Annotated in this window: 13 protein-coding genes and 2 tRNA genes; 3 read left to right on the top strand and 12 right to left on the bottom strand. The window is 47.0% G+C overall.

Annotated elements, in window-relative coordinates; genetic code table 11:
- The first annotated feature begins 60 nt into the window (after positions 1-60).
- From Xbed_RS05595 to Xbed_RS19705, 3 genes are all read left to right on the top strand, one after another.
- The gene (locus Xbed_RS05595) at positions 61-1,758 is read left to right on the top strand and encodes a sensor histidine kinase (RefSeq protein WP_086111943.1); all 1,698 of its coding nucleotides are present in this window, start codon (positions 61-63) and stop codon (positions 1,756-1,758) included.
- 2 nt (positions 1,759-1,760) lie between these two features.
- On the top strand, positions 1,761-2,480 hold the full coding sequence (btsR, locus tag Xbed_RS05590; protein ID WP_086111942.1) for a two-component system response regulator BtsR: 720 nt from the start codon (positions 1,761-1,763) through the stop codon (positions 2,478-2,480).
- Positions 2,481-2,643: 163 nt separating this feature from the next.
- Entirely contained in the window at positions 2,644-2,799 is a 156-nt protein-coding gene (locus tag Xbed_RS19705) for a hypothetical protein (protein WP_167371873.1), read from the top strand.
- A 226-nt stretch (positions 2,800-3,025) separates the two neighbouring features.
- Here Xbed_RS19705 and Xbed_RS05585 read toward each other — a convergent pair whose 3' ends face one another.
- The 12 genes from Xbed_RS05585 to secG form a co-directional block, all read right to left on the bottom strand.
- Positions 3,026-4,978 carry a DEAD/DEAH family ATP-dependent RNA helicase gene (locus Xbed_RS05585; protein WP_139837457.1) on the bottom strand — a complete coding sequence of 651 codons (1,953 nt, stop codon included), beginning with the start codon at positions 4,976-4,978 and terminating at the stop codon, positions 3,026-3,028.
- 170 nt (positions 4,979-5,148) lie between these two features.
- A complete protein-coding gene (gene nlpI, locus Xbed_RS05580) occupies positions 5,149-6,033 on the bottom strand; it encodes a lipoprotein NlpI (RefSeq protein WP_086111940.1) in 885 nt (294 codons plus the stop codon).
- 189 nt (positions 6,034-6,222) lie between these two features.
- Positions 6,223-8,361 (bottom strand): polyribonucleotide nucleotidyltransferase, encoded by a 2,139-nt coding sequence (gene pnp, locus Xbed_RS05575; RefSeq protein ID WP_086111939.1) that lies wholly within the window; start codon positions 8,359-8,361, stop codon positions 6,223-6,225.
- Positions 8,362-8,631: 270 nt separating this feature from the next.
- Entirely contained in the window at positions 8,632-8,901 is a 270-nt protein-coding gene (gene rpsO / locus Xbed_RS05570; RefSeq protein ID WP_086111938.1) for a 30S ribosomal protein S15, read from the bottom strand.
- A 175-nt stretch (positions 8,902-9,076) separates the two neighbouring features.
- Positions 9,077-10,024: a tRNA pseudouridine(55) synthase TruB gene (truB, locus tag Xbed_RS05565; protein WP_086111937.1), complete on the bottom strand. Its 948-nt coding sequence runs from the start codon at positions 10,022-10,024 to the stop codon at positions 9,077-9,079.
- Positions 10,024-10,434 (bottom strand): 30S ribosome-binding factor RbfA, encoded by a 411-nt coding sequence (gene rbfA / locus Xbed_RS05560; RefSeq protein WP_086111936.1) that lies wholly within the window; start codon positions 10,432-10,434, stop codon positions 10,024-10,026. Before rbfA ends, truB begins: the two co-directional genes overlap by 1 nt.
- A gap of 75 nt (positions 10,435-10,509) precedes the next feature.
- On the bottom strand, positions 10,510-13,281 hold the full coding sequence (gene infB / locus Xbed_RS05555) for a translation initiation factor IF-2 (protein ID WP_086111935.1): 2,772 nt from the start codon (positions 13,279-13,281) through the stop codon (positions 10,510-10,512).
- Positions 13,282-13,306: 25 nt separating this feature from the next.
- Positions 13,307-14,815, bottom strand: a complete 1,509-nt coding sequence (nusA, locus tag Xbed_RS05550; protein ID WP_086111934.1) for a transcription termination factor NusA — start codon at positions 14,813-14,815, stop codon at positions 13,307-13,309.
- A gap of 21 nt (positions 14,816-14,836) precedes the next feature.
- Positions 14,837-15,289, bottom strand: a complete 453-nt coding sequence (gene rimP, locus Xbed_RS05545; RefSeq protein ID WP_139837456.1) for a ribosome maturation factor RimP — start codon at positions 15,287-15,289, stop codon at positions 14,837-14,839.
- A 224-nt stretch (positions 15,290-15,513) separates the two neighbouring features.
- Positions 15,514-15,590, bottom strand: a tRNA-Met gene (locus tag Xbed_RS05540).
- A 58-nt stretch (positions 15,591-15,648) separates the two neighbouring features.
- Positions 15,649-15,738: transfer RNA gene (locus Xbed_RS05535), tRNA-Leu, on the bottom strand.
- Between the two features lie 72 nt (positions 15,739-15,810).
- Positions 15,811-16,149, bottom strand: a complete 339-nt coding sequence (gene secG, locus Xbed_RS05530) for a preprotein translocase subunit SecG (RefSeq protein WP_086111933.1) — start codon at positions 16,147-16,149, stop codon at positions 15,811-15,813.
- Positions 16,150-16,257: the final 108 nt, after the last annotated feature.

The raw sequence follows: 16,257 nt of genomic DNA, 5'->3' as shown, positions 1-16,257 counted from the left end.
CAACCTTTGATAATGGCGCTTTAAATATATTAATTACTATTAATCACATAATGAAAAAATATGTACGAATTTAATCTCGTTTTGTTATTACTCCAGCAAATGTGTATCTATCTGGTGATCGCCTGGCTGCTGAGTAAAACCCCCCTGTTTATTCCCTTGCTGCAAGTGACTGTCCGTTTGCCACATAAGATGATGTGTTATGTCATTTTTTCCGTCTTTTGCATTATGGGAACCTATTTTGGGTTGAATGTGAATGACTCAATTGCCAATACCAGAGCGATTGGTGCTGTTCTTGGTGGTTTTCTCGGAGGGCCAACCGTAGGGGCAATGGTCGGATTCACCGGCGGGTTACACCGTTATTCTCTCGGTGGCATGACGGCTTTCAGTTGTATGGTATCGACCATTATAGAAGGAATACTGGGGGGCCTTGTGCATATTTATCTGATGAAACGAGGAAAGATTAATAACTTATTGAACCCCTGGACTGCGGCCATTGTGACTTTCTTTGCTGAATGTGCCCAAATGGGCATTATCCTGCTGTTAGCCAAGCCTTTCAATGAATCGCTAAATCTGGTTAAAAATATTGCCGCCCCCATGATCATCGCCAATAGTATTGGCGCAGCGATGTTTATACGTATTTTATTGGACAGGCGTGCCATTTTTGAAAAATACACCAGTGCTTTTTCTGCTCAGGCGTTAAAAATTGCCGTCTGTACAGAAGGGATTTTACGCAAGGGGTTTAATGAAGATAACAGCATGCGTGTAGCAAAAGTGATCTATCAGGAACTGGAGATTGGCGCGGTCGCCATCACTGACAGAGAAAAATTACTGGCCTTTATTGGAATTGGTTCTGATCATCATTTACCCGCTACCCCCATCGCTTCCGAACAGTCGCGCCGTGCGATTGAAAATAACGAAGTCGTGTATGCCGATGGGAATGAAACCCCCTATTGCTGTTCCCTGAGTCCCATTTGTAAACTTGGTTCTGCTCTGGTGATCCCTTTACGGGGAGAAAATCAGAAGGTCATCGGGACCATCAAACTCTACGAAGCCAAAAATCGTTTATTCAGCTCCATCAATCGTACCTTGGGTGAGGGAATTGCCAGCTTACTCTCAGCCCAAATCCTTGCCGGACAATATGAGCGAAATAAGCAATCTTTACTGCAATCAGAAGTTAAGCTACTTCACGCGCAAGTGAACCCTCACTTTTTATTTAATGCCCTAAATACATTACAAGCCGTGATCCGCCGGGATAGCCAGCAGGCCAGCCAACTTGTGCAGTATCTTTCGACATTTTTCCGCAAGAATTTAAAACGTCCCGAAGAAATTGCCACGCTGGAGAATGAGATAGAGCATGTGAATGCTTACTTACAAATTGAAAAGGCTCGCTTCCGTGAGCGTTTGCAAATTGCGATAGAAATACCTGACTCCCTGCGCAATGCCAGACTACCTGCATTTTCCCTACAACCCATGGTGGAAAATGCGATTAAACATGGCACATCACAGTTACTTGATACAGGAAAAATTACGATTAGGGCTCATCAAGAAGCCAATTTGCTCTTGGTGGAGATTGAGGATAATGCCGGTCTCTATTGTCCCAAACACGTCGGCGATGGACTTGGGATGAGTCTGGTAGATAAACGTCTACAGCTCCGTTATGGTAAACCGTATGGTGTAAAAGTGGATTGCCAACCAGACGAATTTACCCGTGTCATTTTATGTTTACCCTTGGAAAAAGAGGCTAAAAAAGCGGCATAAATATGAACATATTGATTGTTGATGATGAACCCCTGGCGCGTGAGAATTTGCGTTGTCTGCTGGAAGAGGAAACCGATATTCAAATCATCGGTGAATGTGCCAACGCCGTGGAAGCGATTGGTGCCATTCATCGCCTGAAACCGGACGTGGTTTTCCTCGATATTCAAATGCCTCGCATTACCGGACTGGAAATGGTAGGCATGCTCGATCCTGAGCATCGTCCTTATATTGTTTTTTTAACTGCGTTTGATGAATATGCCGTGCAAGCCTTTGAAGAACATGCTTTCGATTATTTATTAAAGCCACTGGAAAAAGAGCGCCTGAGCAAAACCTTGCAACGCTTACGTTCTGGCTATCAAAAGCAAAATCTGGCGGATCTGCAACGCGAAGATGAACAATTGAAATATATCCCTTGTACAGGGTATAGCCGGATATGGCTCATGCCGTTGGATGATGTTCTGTATGTCACTTCTCGCTTGAGCGGTGTGTATGTTATGAATGCCAATGGTCAGGAAGGTTTTACTGAGCTAACGCTGCGCACTCTGGAAACCCGTACCTCTTTGACCCGCTGTCATCGTCAGTATCTGGTTAATATGACTCAATTGCGGGAAATTGTTTTCGGCGAAAATGGACAAGCGGAATTGGTTCTGAGTAATGATGAACGTATTCCCGTTAGCCGTCGTTATTTGAAGCCCCTTAAAGAAGAATTGGGGTTAAATTAATCACCCTTTAAGGCATTATTTCGCCATTTTATGGACAACTAAACAAAGGAAATTCTCTTGGCTGCTCAAGAGACAGGGTTTTCTGAAAGGAATTAAGCAGCTTTTTGAATGTAAACACCGGGTATTGGTTCATCCATTAGACCAAAGTGAGGGAGGACTGAGTATGGTAGAAGAGCGCATTTTGCAGGAAGTCGTTCATTCTGGTTTCAATGGCAGGTTAAGAAAAGTGGTGACTCATCAAGGTGAGCGCTTACTTTCAGATATTGAGGCCAAGGGTGAACTGAGCAAACGTATTTCCAAGCATACCAGCATAAAATAAATTTCATGTGAAGTACTATGACACGCTATGACATAGCGCTATGACGCAAATAAAAATAGACCCTTTCTCCGTTAAGAGAAAGGGTCTTATTTAATGCATCATCGCGCTATTGGCTGCACTATTTGCAATACATTTTGCAATACATTTTTCAATACATTGCTTTTCAATACATTGCAATGCAATGCAACGTTTAACCGCCAATCAAGCAAGGCGGTTAACGTGTTGCTTATGCGTTGCTGGTGCTGTTGCTTGGGCGACGACGTGGAGCGCCACCATTGAAATCATCGTTGCTGCGACCGCGGAAAGAACCACGCTCACCACCACGACGTTCGCTGCTAAAACGACGGCCACCACCGTTATTGCTCGAACCATCACGATCACGACGTGAGCCATTGCCGCCGTTACCGCCATTGCCAGCGCTACCGCCGTTACCATTGCGGCCACCACCACGACGCTCGCGGCGTTCAAATGGCTGTGCATCACCCATCAATTGCATGTTCAGAGGTTTGTTCAGGATACGGGTACGAGTAAAGTGAGACAGTAACTCTCCTGGCATCCCTTTTGGCAATTCAATGGTAGAGTGAGTTGCAAACAGCTTGATATTACCGATGTAACGGCTGCTGATATCACCTTCATTCGCGATAGCACCCACGATGTGGCGAACTTCAACACCATCATCACGACCTACTTCAATGCGATACAGTTCCATGTCACCCACATCGCGGCGTTCACGACGAGGACGATCACCCCGATCACCTCTGTCACGATCACCAAAGCCATTACTATTGCTGGTGCTGTTGCCGTTACGACGACGATCATCACGATCGTTGAATTCACGGCGTGGGCGGCGTACTGGATCAGGTGGCAGAATAAGAGGACGTTCACCCTGTGCCATTTTCAGCAGGGCTGATGCCAGTGTTTCCATATCCAGCTCATCGCCGGTACCCAGTTTAGACAGCAGTGAACGGTATTGATCCAGGTCACTACTTTCCAATTGTTGCTGAACATTAGCCGCGAATTTCTCCAGACGACGCTGGCTCAGAAGCTCTGCATTCGGCAGTTCAACTTCTGGGATTGCCAGTTTCATGGTGCGTTCAACGTTACGCAACAGGCGACGCTCGCGGTTTTCAACAAACAACAAGGCACGACCCGCACGTCCTGCACGGCCAGTACGACCGATACGGTGTACATAGGACTCGGCATCCATTGGGATGTCATAGTTAACGACCAGGCTGATGCGCTCAACATCCAAGCCACGGGCGGCAACATCGGTCGCAATCAGAATGTCCAAGCGGCCATCTTTCAGGCGCTCAAGAGTCTGCTCACGCAGAGACTGATTCATATCACCATTCAGTGCCGCAGAGTTGTAGCCATTGCGCTCCAGAGTCTCTGCCACTTCCAGCGTTGCATTCTTGGTACGCACGAAAATAATCGCAGCATCAAAATCTTCTGCTTCAAGGAAGCGTACCAGCGCTTCATTTTTGCGCACGCCGTACACAGACCAGTAGCTCTGGCTGATGTCAGGACGGTTTGTTACGCTGCTCTGAATGCGGACTTCTTGTGGGTTATTCATGAAGCGACGGGTAATACGACGAATCGCTTCAGGCATCGTTGCTGAAAACAGTGCGGTTTGATGTTCAGCCGGGATCTGGCTCATGATGTTTTCAACATCTTCGATGAAGCCCATACGTAACATTTCGTCGGCTTCATCCAGTACCAAACCTTTCAGGTTGGACAAATCCAAAGTTCCGCGTTTCAGATGGTCCAGCAGACGGCCCGGTGTTCCCACTACAACTTGTGGTCCCTGACGCAGGGCACGTAATTGGACGTCGTAACGTTGTCCACCGTAAAGCGCAACAACATTTACATTGCGCATATGCTTGGAGAAATCTGAACACGCTTCAGCAACCTGTACCGCCAGTTCACGGGTTGGTGCTAACACAAGGATCTGTGGAGCTTTAAGTTCAGCATCAATGTTATTGAGTAAAGGTAAGCTGAATGCTGCGGTTTTACCGCTACCCGTCTGTGCCATGCCCAGCACGTCACTACCATTCAGCAAATGGGGAATACATTGTTGTTGAATAGGAGAAGGCTTCTCATAGCCCAGGTCTCCCAGTGCAGAAAGAATAGGTGCCGATAAACCTAAATCAGCAAAAGAGATTTCAGTCTCAGTGGTCATGTAATGGTGCCTCATTAATCGTGGCGGCCAGTCTACATAACACAGTGAAAAGAATTTCTGTCATTTTCATTTAAAATGTGAACTGGCTCAAATTATGTTATTAAACGAACAAACAAGCCCCCACCTCGCAAGATGTGGACTTAAAAATCTGTCGTGAAAATGTTCGTCAGCTATTGTTGGTTCGATTCCGATAAATCATCTTGTCTTTGGCCTAGTAGCGCCAATTCCAACAATGCGTAGCGGTGCTCAACAAAGTTATGTGCATTGTTAGCTACCGTCAGCTTGAATAACGCAGCTGCGTTATCCTCATCCCCCAGACTTAGGTAATGTTTACCTAAATAGAAGTCAGTTTCACTGAGATGCTCAGCGAGCGAAGTGTTATCCGCCGAATTCTGTTGTAAGCGCTCCATCAATGTTTTCTCACTGATTTTGCCCAAATAGAATTCAACGATATTCCAGCCCCATAGCCCCCGGTTCGCTTTGTCAAAATGGTACGACAAATTAATCATTGCAACCTTAGGATCGATTTTCGTTTCCACAAGGTACAACCACAACGAACGGAAGGGATCATTTGGATCGTCTTGATAAAACGCCTGCAGATCATCCTGCGCCAATCGATAGCGGCCACCGTAATACAGTGCAATGCCGCGATTCATTCGCGCGTAGTTGTAAATTGGATCAAGCTCTAAAACAGAATCAAACGCTTCATAGGCAGAATCAAAATTGCCTGCCTGCGTAAAATAAATTCCTAGATAATTAAAAATTTCAGGAATATCAGGACGGATAGACAAAGCTACTGAAAAATCATTCTGCGCTAATGCTCTCAGTCCTAGGCTATCATACAGCACACCACGCTCATATAAAAGCTGTGCGTACTCATCTTCCGTAAGTGACCGACTCGCAAGTATTTGTTCCATGCGAGCCAGAATAACCTCTTGTTGCAATGTCGGTTGTAATGGAATCGCAATAACTTCATTTTTACGCCATCCCGTGCTGCCACATCCCACCAGGAGAAAAATAGCTGCAACATAACACCAGCGCAGAAAAGAATTCATTTCCCACTCCCGAAGTCAGACATTAATCAGAATGCCCTGTTACTCCACCCACATTGTATATTTCAGGCATCCTGCCCAAAACTGACTTTTCCCTTCATTTTTCGAGCCGTAGATTTATTAACTGCAATTCGAAATATAATTAGGGATAAACGGCGCCCTTTTTACAGGACGCCGCTCTTTACGTCAAATTTATTCTACAGATGACTCTGGTGCCTTAGGTGCTTCATCGGTCACAGTGACCGCTTCTTTCATGCTAAGACGGATACGGCCCTGACGGTCAATTTCCAAGACTTTAACAGGGACTTCCTGGCCTAATTGCAGATAATCGGTGACTTTCTCTACACGTTTATCCGCGATTTGAGAAATGTGTACCAGCCCTTCTTTACCACCGCCGATAGCAACAAATGCACCAAAATCAACGATACGGGTCACTTTACCCGCATAGATGCGACCGACTTCAACTTCAGCCGTGATTTCTTCAATACGTCTAATGGCGTGACGTGCTTTATCACCATCAGTGGCTGCAATCTTCACAGTACCATCGTCTTCAATTTCAATGGTGGTGCCCGTTTCTTCTGTCAATGCGCGGATCACCGAACCACCTTTACCAATCACATCCTTGATCTTGTCCGGATTAATTCTGATGGTATGGATGCGTGGTGCAAATTGAGAGATATCGCTGCGTGGGCTTTGGATTGCCTGTTCCATCACATTAAGAATGTGCAAACGGGCACCTTTTGCCTGATTCAGGGCAACCTGCATGATTTCACGGGTAATACCTTCAATTTTGATGTCCATCTGCAATGCACTGATACCATCACGGCTACCTGCAACTTTGAAGTCCATGTCGCCCAGATGATCTTCATCACCCAGAATGTCAGACAGAACAACAAAGTTATCCCCTTCTTTCACCAGTCCCATCGCGATACCCGCAACGGCTGCCTTAATCGGCACACCGGCATCCATCAGTGCCAGAGATGCACCACAAACGGAAGCCATAGAAGAGGAACCGTTGGATTCAGTGATTTCAGACACAACGCGAACGGTATACGGGAACTCGTTGATGCTTGGCATAACAGCCAACACACCACGTTTTGCCAGACGACCATGGCCAATCTCACGGCGTTTTGGTGAGCCGACCATGCCTGTTTCACCAACAGAGTATGGAGGGAAGTTGTAGTGGAACAGGAAGCGGTCTGTACGCTCACCCATCAGTTCATCAATGACTTGCGCATCACGCTCTGTACCCAGAGTTGCCGCAACCAGTGCCTGAGTTTCACCACGGGTGAACAGAGAGGAGCCGTGGGTACGTGGCAGTACGCCAGTGCGGACATCCAGAGCACGAACCATGTCTTTTTCACGACCATCAATGCGGGGTTCACCACGCAGGACACGGCCACGAACGACGTTTTTCTCCAGAACGGACAGCACGTCAAGAACTTCGCTCTCATCCAGTTCAATACCTTTTTCCGCAGATTCTGCCAGAATGATCGCAGAAACTTCTTCTTTGATGGTATTGACCTGAGCGTAACGCTCTTGTTTCTCAGTAATACGGTAGGCATCACCCAAACGGCTTTCAGCCAGTTCAGCAACACGCTCATGCAGTGGCTGGTTAACAGACTCTGGAGCCCAATCCCATTTTTCTTTGCCTGTTTCAGCGGCCAGGGCATTGATGTTCTCAATGACGATCTGCTGCTGCTCGTGACCAAATACCACCGCACCCAACATTTGTTCTTCGGTCAGCAGTTCCGCTTCGGATTCCACCATCAATACGGCACCTTCGGTACCTGCAACCACCAGATCCAGACGACTGTTTTTCAGTTCATCGCTGGTTGGGTTCAGTACATACTGATCGTTGATGTAACCAACGCGGGCAGCACCAATCGGGCCATTGAACGGAATGCCAGACAGCGCCAATGCCGCAGAGGCACCAATCATAGCAACGATATCAGGGTTAATCTGTGGGTTAACAGAAACCACTGTCGCGATGATTTGAACTTCGTTCAGGAAACCTTCCGGGAACAGGGGACGCAGAGGGCGGTCAATCAGACGGGCTACGAGGGTTTCACCTTCTCCCGGACGACCTTCACGACGGAAGAAACTTCCCGGAATGCGACCCGCAGCATAAGTACGCTCTTGATAATTTACGGTCAGGGGGAAGAAATCCTGACCTGCTTTCATTTTTTTCTGACCAACAACAGTAACAAATACCGCTGTGTCATCCATATTTACCATAACGGCTGCCGTCGCCTGACGAGCCATCATGCCGGTTTCGATGGTCACAGTGTGTTGACCATACTGGAATTTACGAACAATCGGATTCAGCAAAATAATTTTCCTTTGTTTAGTGTTGCCGATTTTTAACACTCAGCAACATAGAGATTCTCTTCTTGCTACACCCTCACGACTAATGACAGTGCTTATTCCCTTAAGGACTCTCATTAGCCGCGCGAGTCACTGCAGCGGAAGAGGTTCAAGTCTTAGAAACGGTATAAATTTTATAAACAGTATTAAAGCGTTTCAATCCCGTTTTCAGGTAATCCCGTTTCCTAGAAGAAAAGGGGCCTGATTAGGCCCCTTTCCACCGAAACTCATCGATTAGCGACGCAGTCCCAGACGCTCAATCAGCGTAGTGTAACGTGCTAAATCTTTACGCTTCAGGTAGTTCAGCAGCTTACGACGCTGTGCAACTTTTCTCAGCAGACCACGACGGCTGTGGTGATCTTTTTTGTGCTCTGAAAAGTGACCTTGCAGTTGGTTGATGTCAGTTGTCAGCAGTGCGATCTGAACTTCACTGGAACCACTGTCGTTAGCGCCACGGCCAAACTCAGCAATAATCTGCGCTTTTGCAGTAGTACTTAGAGACATAGTATAACTCCAAATATGTAATTTAAAATGACAAGTGCCGATCTCTAATTCAGCAACTCATGTAGACGCGGTATTCTACGCTGCAAATAAGTGAAGCGCAAGACAGCACAATCGCTGTCCTTCTCTGCTTCCAAACAATTTTTGTCTGCTTCGAATTCCTTGTCGGTTGCTCTCATTATTCGATTTCATCTTCAACAACCAAACGGCGGGGAGCAACCAACCCATCATCGTCAATCACCGCGATGCCGATGAATTTATTTTCATCGCCTTCAGTGACGCGCACCCATTCGCCCGAAGCCAAATCGTGCCTGCTGCGAACGGGTTGCCCTTGCTTGAAATAAGACGCAACCACGGATGCCAAGTGAATCACAGGAAAATGAGCAACAGCGGTATCCATCGGCAATAGCAATGGATCTAATAGCTTACCCGCTTCCATTTCTTGATCTTCAGCCTGTTGTTTCAATTCATATAACTGTTCCAGCGTTACCATTCTTTGATTGGGATAATTGGCAACCTGTAAACGGCGTAGATAAATAACATGGGCGCCACAGCCCAAAAGTTCACCTAAGTCATCAATGATGGTACGGATGTAAGTTCCCTTCGAGCAATGTATTTCCAATTCCAGTTCATTTCCTTCCCAGCGAATGAATTGCAATTCGTAAACAGTGATAGGACGCGCTTCCCGCTCAATTTCAATACCCTGGCGGGCATATTCGTATAACGGTTTCCCCTGATGTTTCAGTGCAGAGTACATGGAAGGAACCTGCATGGTATCACCACGGAATGTCTCCAGCGCATCATCAAGCTGGGATTGGGTAAGCTGTACTTCACGTTCACTAATGAGGGTTCCATGTGAATCTGAAGTATCTGTGCGTTGCCCCAGACGGGCAATGACCCGATAGCGTTTATCAGAATCCAGCAGGAATTGGGAAAACTTGGTCGCTTCACCCAGACAAATCGGCAACATGCCCGTAGCCAGTGGGTCCAGCGCACCCGTATGGCCTGCCTTGCAGGCATTGAAGATCCGCCTTACTTTCTGTAACGCATCATTGGAGGAAATATCCTGTGGCTTATCCAGCAACAGTACACCGTGTATCGCACGGCCCCTACGACGGCGACCCATTACTCTTCCTCGTTGCGATCCGCAGTGACACGGCGCTGCGTGTCATTTTTTACAACGTTGCTGACCAAATTCGACATACGCATCCCTTCCACCAGAGAGCTGTCATAAGAGAATGTCAGTTCAGGAACGACCCGCAGACGCATCGCTTTACCCAGCAGGGAACGGATGAAACCGGAGGCTTCGTTCAATGCCTTGATACCCTCTTTAACCATCTCTGTATCATGTCCTTCCACCAGAACATTCAGAAAGGTTACAAATACTTTGGCATAGGCCAGATCGCGGGAAACCTCAACACCAGAAACGGTTGCCATGCCAATGCGTGGATCTTTAATTTCACGCTGTAAAATGATGGCAATTTCTTTTTGCATTTCTTGTGCAACGCGCTGAGTACGACTGAATTCTTTTGCCATTGTTATATCTCCTGACATTTTGGGGGGCATTAAGCCCCCCAAGAATGGAATGAATCTATTTGATAGATAATGGTATTAATCGATGGAGCGTTTAATTTCAATCACTTCAAAGACTTCAATCATATCGCCAACGCGAACATCATTGTAGTTCTTCACACCGATACCACATTCCATACCATTACGGACTTCGTTAACATCATCCTTAAAGCGACGCAAGGATTCCAGCTCACCTTCGTAAATGACCACGTTATCACGCAGAACACGGATTGGGTTATTACGCTTGATGGTGCCTTCTGTCACCATACAACCCGCGACAGCACCAAATTTCGGTGATTTAAATACGTCACGAACTTCTGCAAGACCCATGATCTGCTGTTTGTATTCTGGTGCCAGCATACCGCTCATAGCCTGTTTGATTTCATCAATCAGGTTATAGATAACGGAATAGTAACGCAGATCCAGACTTTCGTTTTCGATGACACGACGTGCAGACGCATCAGCACGAACGTTGAAGCCCAGAATGATAGCGTTGGATGCCGCAGCCAATGTCGCATCAGTTTCAGTGATACCACCCACGCCAGAACCGATGATTTTCACTTTTACTTCATCAGTAGACAGTTTCAGCAGGGAGTCACAAATTGCTTCACATGTACCTTGAACGTCGGTTTTCAGAACGATGTTCAGTTCAGATACCTTACCTTCTTCCATGTTAGCAAAGATGTTTTCCAGCTTGGATTTCTGCTGACGAGCCAGCTTCACTTCGCGGAATTTACCCTGACGGTACAGTGCCACTTCACGCGCTTTCTTCTCATCACGCACAACTGTCGCTTCATCACCCGCAGATGGAACATTGGACAGGCCCAAGATTTCCACTGGAATAGATGGACCCGCCGAAGACACTTCACGGCCAAGTTCGTTACGCATCGCACGAATACGGCCATATTCGAAGCCACACAGGACGATGTCGCCTTTATTCAGCGTACCAGACTGAACCAGAATGGTCGCAACCGGGCCACGGCCTTTATCCAGGAAGGATTCAATCACCACACCATTTGCCATGCCGGTACGGACGGCTTTCAGTTCAAGCACTTCTGCCTGAAGCAGGATGGCTTCCAGCAATTCATCAATGCCAAGACCTGCTTTCGCAGACACATTCATGAACTGGTTTTCGCCGCCCCACTCTTCTGGCATGATGCCATACTGTGACAATTCAGTCTTCACACGATCCGGATCAGCTTCTGGCTTATCGATCTTGTTCACCGCGACCACAACAGGCACGTTGGCTGCTTTAGCATGCTGGATAGCTTCGATGGTCTGAGGCATCACGCCATCATCTGCAGCAACGACCAGAACAACGATATCCGTTGCTTTCGCACCACGGGCACGCATGGAGGTGAACGCGGCATGGCCTGGGGTATCCAAGAAGGTGATCATGCCTTTTTCAGTTTTCACATGATATGCACCGATATGCTGAGTAATGCCACCTGCTTCTCCAGACGCCACTTTCGTGGAGCGGATATAATCCAGCAGAGAGGTTTTACCGTGGTCAACGTGACCCATAATGGTGACAACCGGTGCACGAGATTCTGCCAGCGTTTCACCCGTATCACGATCACTCATCAGCGCTTCTTCCAGCTCGTTTTCACGACGCAGGAAAACTTTGTGCCCCATTTCTTCAGCAACCATTTGTGCTGTTTCTTGGTCGATAACCTGATTGATGGTCACCATTGCGCCCATGTTCATCATAGTCTTGATGACTTGGGCACCTTTGACTGCCATCTTGTTAGCCAGTTCAGCGACGGTAATTGTTTCACCAATCACAACATCACGGTTAACCGCAACAACAGGTTTATTGAAACTTTGCTGTAAAGTGCTTGGCTTGCGATGTTTGCCTTTGTTACGGCCAACTGCACGCGCTTCTTCACGATCAGCTTTAGATTCAGAATGTTTGTTGTTCTTCTTCTGACGGGCAGCTTTGCCGCCACGAGTGCGGGAACGACGGTCGCCTTCAACTTTGGCGTCATTTTCATCTTCCGCATCGCGGGCATAGCGGGAAGTGGTTACATGGTAGTCGGTGCTTTCACTGGTATCAGAATCATTAGACCATTTGTCTTTATTTTCTTCTGCCATTTTACGCGCTTCTTCTGCAACACGTTTCGCTTCTTCTTCCACCTTACGGCGCACTTCTTCTTCAGCTTTACGTTTTAAATTTGCAGCTTCGGCTTCACGACGCGCTTTTTCATTTTGCGCGGCAGACTCAGTCTGAACTGATTTTGGTTTGTTTTCGGTATGTTGCTTAGTCACTTTTTCTTTTTCCGCCGCCTCACGCTGAGAGCCTTTCGTCTCTTCACGTTTGGCTTTTTCTTCTGCTTCACGTTGAGCGCTCTCTTCTGCTTCACGCTTCGCTATTTCTTCAGCTTCACGTTTAGCTTGCTCTTCCGCGAGTTTTTTCGCTTCAGCTTCAAGCCGCGCCTTCTCTTCTGCCTCGCGCCGAGCCTGCTCTTCCGCTTCACGCTTCGCCTGTTCTTCCGCTTTAGTCTGTTCAACAGCATCGCGGTTTACATATGTGCGTTTTTTGCGGACTTCAATCGCTACCGATTTACTTTTGCCACCGGTGCCAGGGACGTTCAGTGTACTGCGCGTTTTACGCTGTAGTGTTAATTTACCTGGTTGGCCACCAGAACCGCCTTGTTCGCGGTTTAAGTGGGCCAACAAAGCTTCTTTTTCTTTCTGGGAAACAGAGTCAGTTGCGGTTTTCTGAATGCCAGCATCAGCGAACTGCTGGATTAGACGTTCTACCGATGTCTGGATCTCTACTGCCAGTAATTTTACGGTTACCTCTGTCATTCTGTTCCTTCCTGCTACAGTTTATTTATGCATCATCGCCAAACCAACAGATATTACGGGCTGCCATAATGAGTTCTCCTGCTTGCTCATCATTCAGTCCTTCGATATCAGATAAGTCGTCGATACCCTGCTCGGCAAGATCTTCCAGAGTACAGATGCCACGGGCAGCCAGGTCAAACGCCAAAGTACGCTCCATGCCAGGCAGATTCAATAAATCTTCGGCAGGTTGCTGATCACCCAGACTCTCTTTTTGAGCCAGTTCCAGCGTCGTCAAGGCCGCTTTTGCGCGTTCACGAAGCACTTCAACAGTTGCTTCATCAAGGCCCTCTACTGCCAAAAGTTCATTGATTGGCACGTAAGCCAACTCTTCCAGTGTAGAGAAACCTTCCTCGACCAATACGGTGGCGAAATCTTCATCAATGTCGAGATGCTTAGTAAATATATCAATAGAAGCATGAGCTTCTGCCTGATGTTTTGCTTGTAGCTCTTCCGCAGTCATGACATTCAGTTCCCACGTGTCATCACCACGATGCTTTTTCAACAGTTGTGCTGCCAGACGCACGTTTTGACCATTACGGCCAATCGCCTGAGCAAGATTACTGTTTTCTACGGCAACATCCATTGTGCAATTGTCTTCGTCAACCACAATTGATGCAACATCCGCCGGAGCCATTGCATTAATGACAAACTGTGCAGGGTTATCGTCCCACAACACGATGTCAATTCTTTCACCGCCCAGCTCACTGGAAACGGCTTGTACCCTTGCACCACGCATACCTACGCAAGCACCAACCGGGTCAATACGCTTGTCATTGGTTTTTACTGCAATCTTTGCACGGGAGCCAGGGTCACGGGCAGCCGCTTTGATCTCAATGATCTCTTCGCCAATTTCTGGCACTTCAATGCGGAACAGTTCAACCAGCATCTCAGGACGAGCGCGGGTAATGAAAAGCTGTGCACCGCGTGCTTCAGGACGTACATCATACAGGACGCCACGCACGCGGTCACCTGGGCGGAAGTTTTCCCGTGGTAACATATCTTCACGTAAAATGACCGCTTCAGCGTTATTACCTAAATCCAAGGTAATATTTTCGCGGTTCACTTTTTTGACCTGACCCGTCACGATTTCGCCCTGTTGTTCACGGAACTGATCAACAACCATAGCGCGTTCAGCTTCACGTACTTTCTGTACGATGACCTGTTTGGCAGTCTGAGTCGTAATACGGTCAAAAGTTACGGATTCAATTTGATCTTCAATATAACCACCCGCTTCAATCTCCGGGTCTTCATATTTTGCGGCTTCCAGCGTAATTTCGCGCGTTGGCTGAGTGACTTCTTCTACAGCCACCCAACGGCGGAAGGTATCAAAATCACCGGATTTACGATCGATGCAAACACGAACGTCGATTTCCTGCTCATACTTTTTCTTGGTGGCTGTCGCCAGTGCAATCTCTAATGCTTCGAAGATTTTTTCACGAGGGAGAGATTTTTCATTAGAAACCGCTTCCACAACAGCCAGAATTTCTTTATTCATCCTAGTTGCCTCATCCGAACTTTAAAAGTGGGGTACCAGGTTCGCTTTCTGGATGTTGCTCAGTGCGAACACTTCGTCTTTTCCATCCACCGTAACCGTTATCATTTCACCATCAACAGCCTTGATGATACCTTGCCATTTGCGACGGTTCTGCATTGCTATGCGTAACACCACACTGACTTCTTCACCCATAAAACGCAGGTAATGTTCAGCTTTAAACAGTGGACGCTCAAGCCCTGGTGAAGATATTTCCAGGTTATAAAGCACTGAAATCGGATCTTCAACATCAAGCACTGCACTGACCTGGTGGCTAACATCAGCACAATTATCAACAGTGATACCCTCTTCACTATCGATATAGACCCGCAGCGTTGACACGCGCGCGCGAATAAACTCCAGGCCAACTAATTCAAAACCCAAAGCTTCAACGGGTGCTGAAATCATCTCTGTTAATTTTTGCTCTAATGTGGACAAGCCCACCCCCAAGACATAAAAAAAGGGCTATATTAGCCCAGTAGTTCTGCTGTCAAATAACAAAAAACCCCGATACTCGGGGCTTTATGCAACTGGACCCTGTTTACTGCCAGTGGTCTCAACCAACTTCTTTCCATACCTTTCAAAGCAACCTTGCAAATTAGGATCGATATCTTAACGACTGCTGGACGACTACTCTGGAAAAGATATATGTTATTAAGAAGTGGTTGCGGGAGCCGGATTTGAACCGACGACCTTCGGGTTATGAGCCCGACGAGCTACCATGCTGCTCCATCCCGCGTTCGAAAACGTGGCAAATCTTACGCTGATCACACTAAAAACGCAAGTTTCTAGATTATTGGTGCCGAGGACGGGACTTGAACCCGTACGCCCGTTGTTTAGGCACTACCACCTCAAGGTAGCGTGTATACCAATTTCACCACCTCGGCACTGATTTTCAAGGCTGTTGTTTATGTTGACGACTTAAATCAACAACCCTGTTTTAATTCTGTTACTGAAAGTTACTGCGGGATATCGCTATTTGGCTTTGCTGGCGCTGCCGGAACTTCTGCTTGTTTTTCAACTTTCACAGGTTCGGCGATATTATCCCACTTACTGCTTGATCCTGTTTTATTAGTCGTCATGTTACCAAGAATCAGACTGATAATAATAAACAGCGTTGCCAAAATGGCTGTCATACGGGTCATAAAGTTACCGGAACCCGATGAACCAAACAGTGTTGTAGATGCACCCGCACCGAAAGAAGCACCCATATCAGCACCTTTACCCTGCTGTAGCAGAACCAGAGCAATTAGCCCGATACCAACTAGCAAGAATATACCTAAAAGAGCTTCATACATATGTTGTACCCGTTTCCTCGTGGGGTTTACCACAATTTCGTTGCAACGTTAATTTCGTAGCGACGTTATTCTGCATCACCCGCTCACAAAATTAGAAAAATTAACTTA

Source organism: Xenorhabdus beddingii, from assembly GCF_002127545.1.
Taxonomy (GTDB): Bacteria; Pseudomonadota; Gammaproteobacteria; order Enterobacterales; family Enterobacteriaceae; genus Xenorhabdus; species Xenorhabdus beddingii.
The sequence above is the reverse complement of the archived record's forward strand: the minus strand, read 5'-3'. Positions and strand labels throughout refer to the sequence as shown.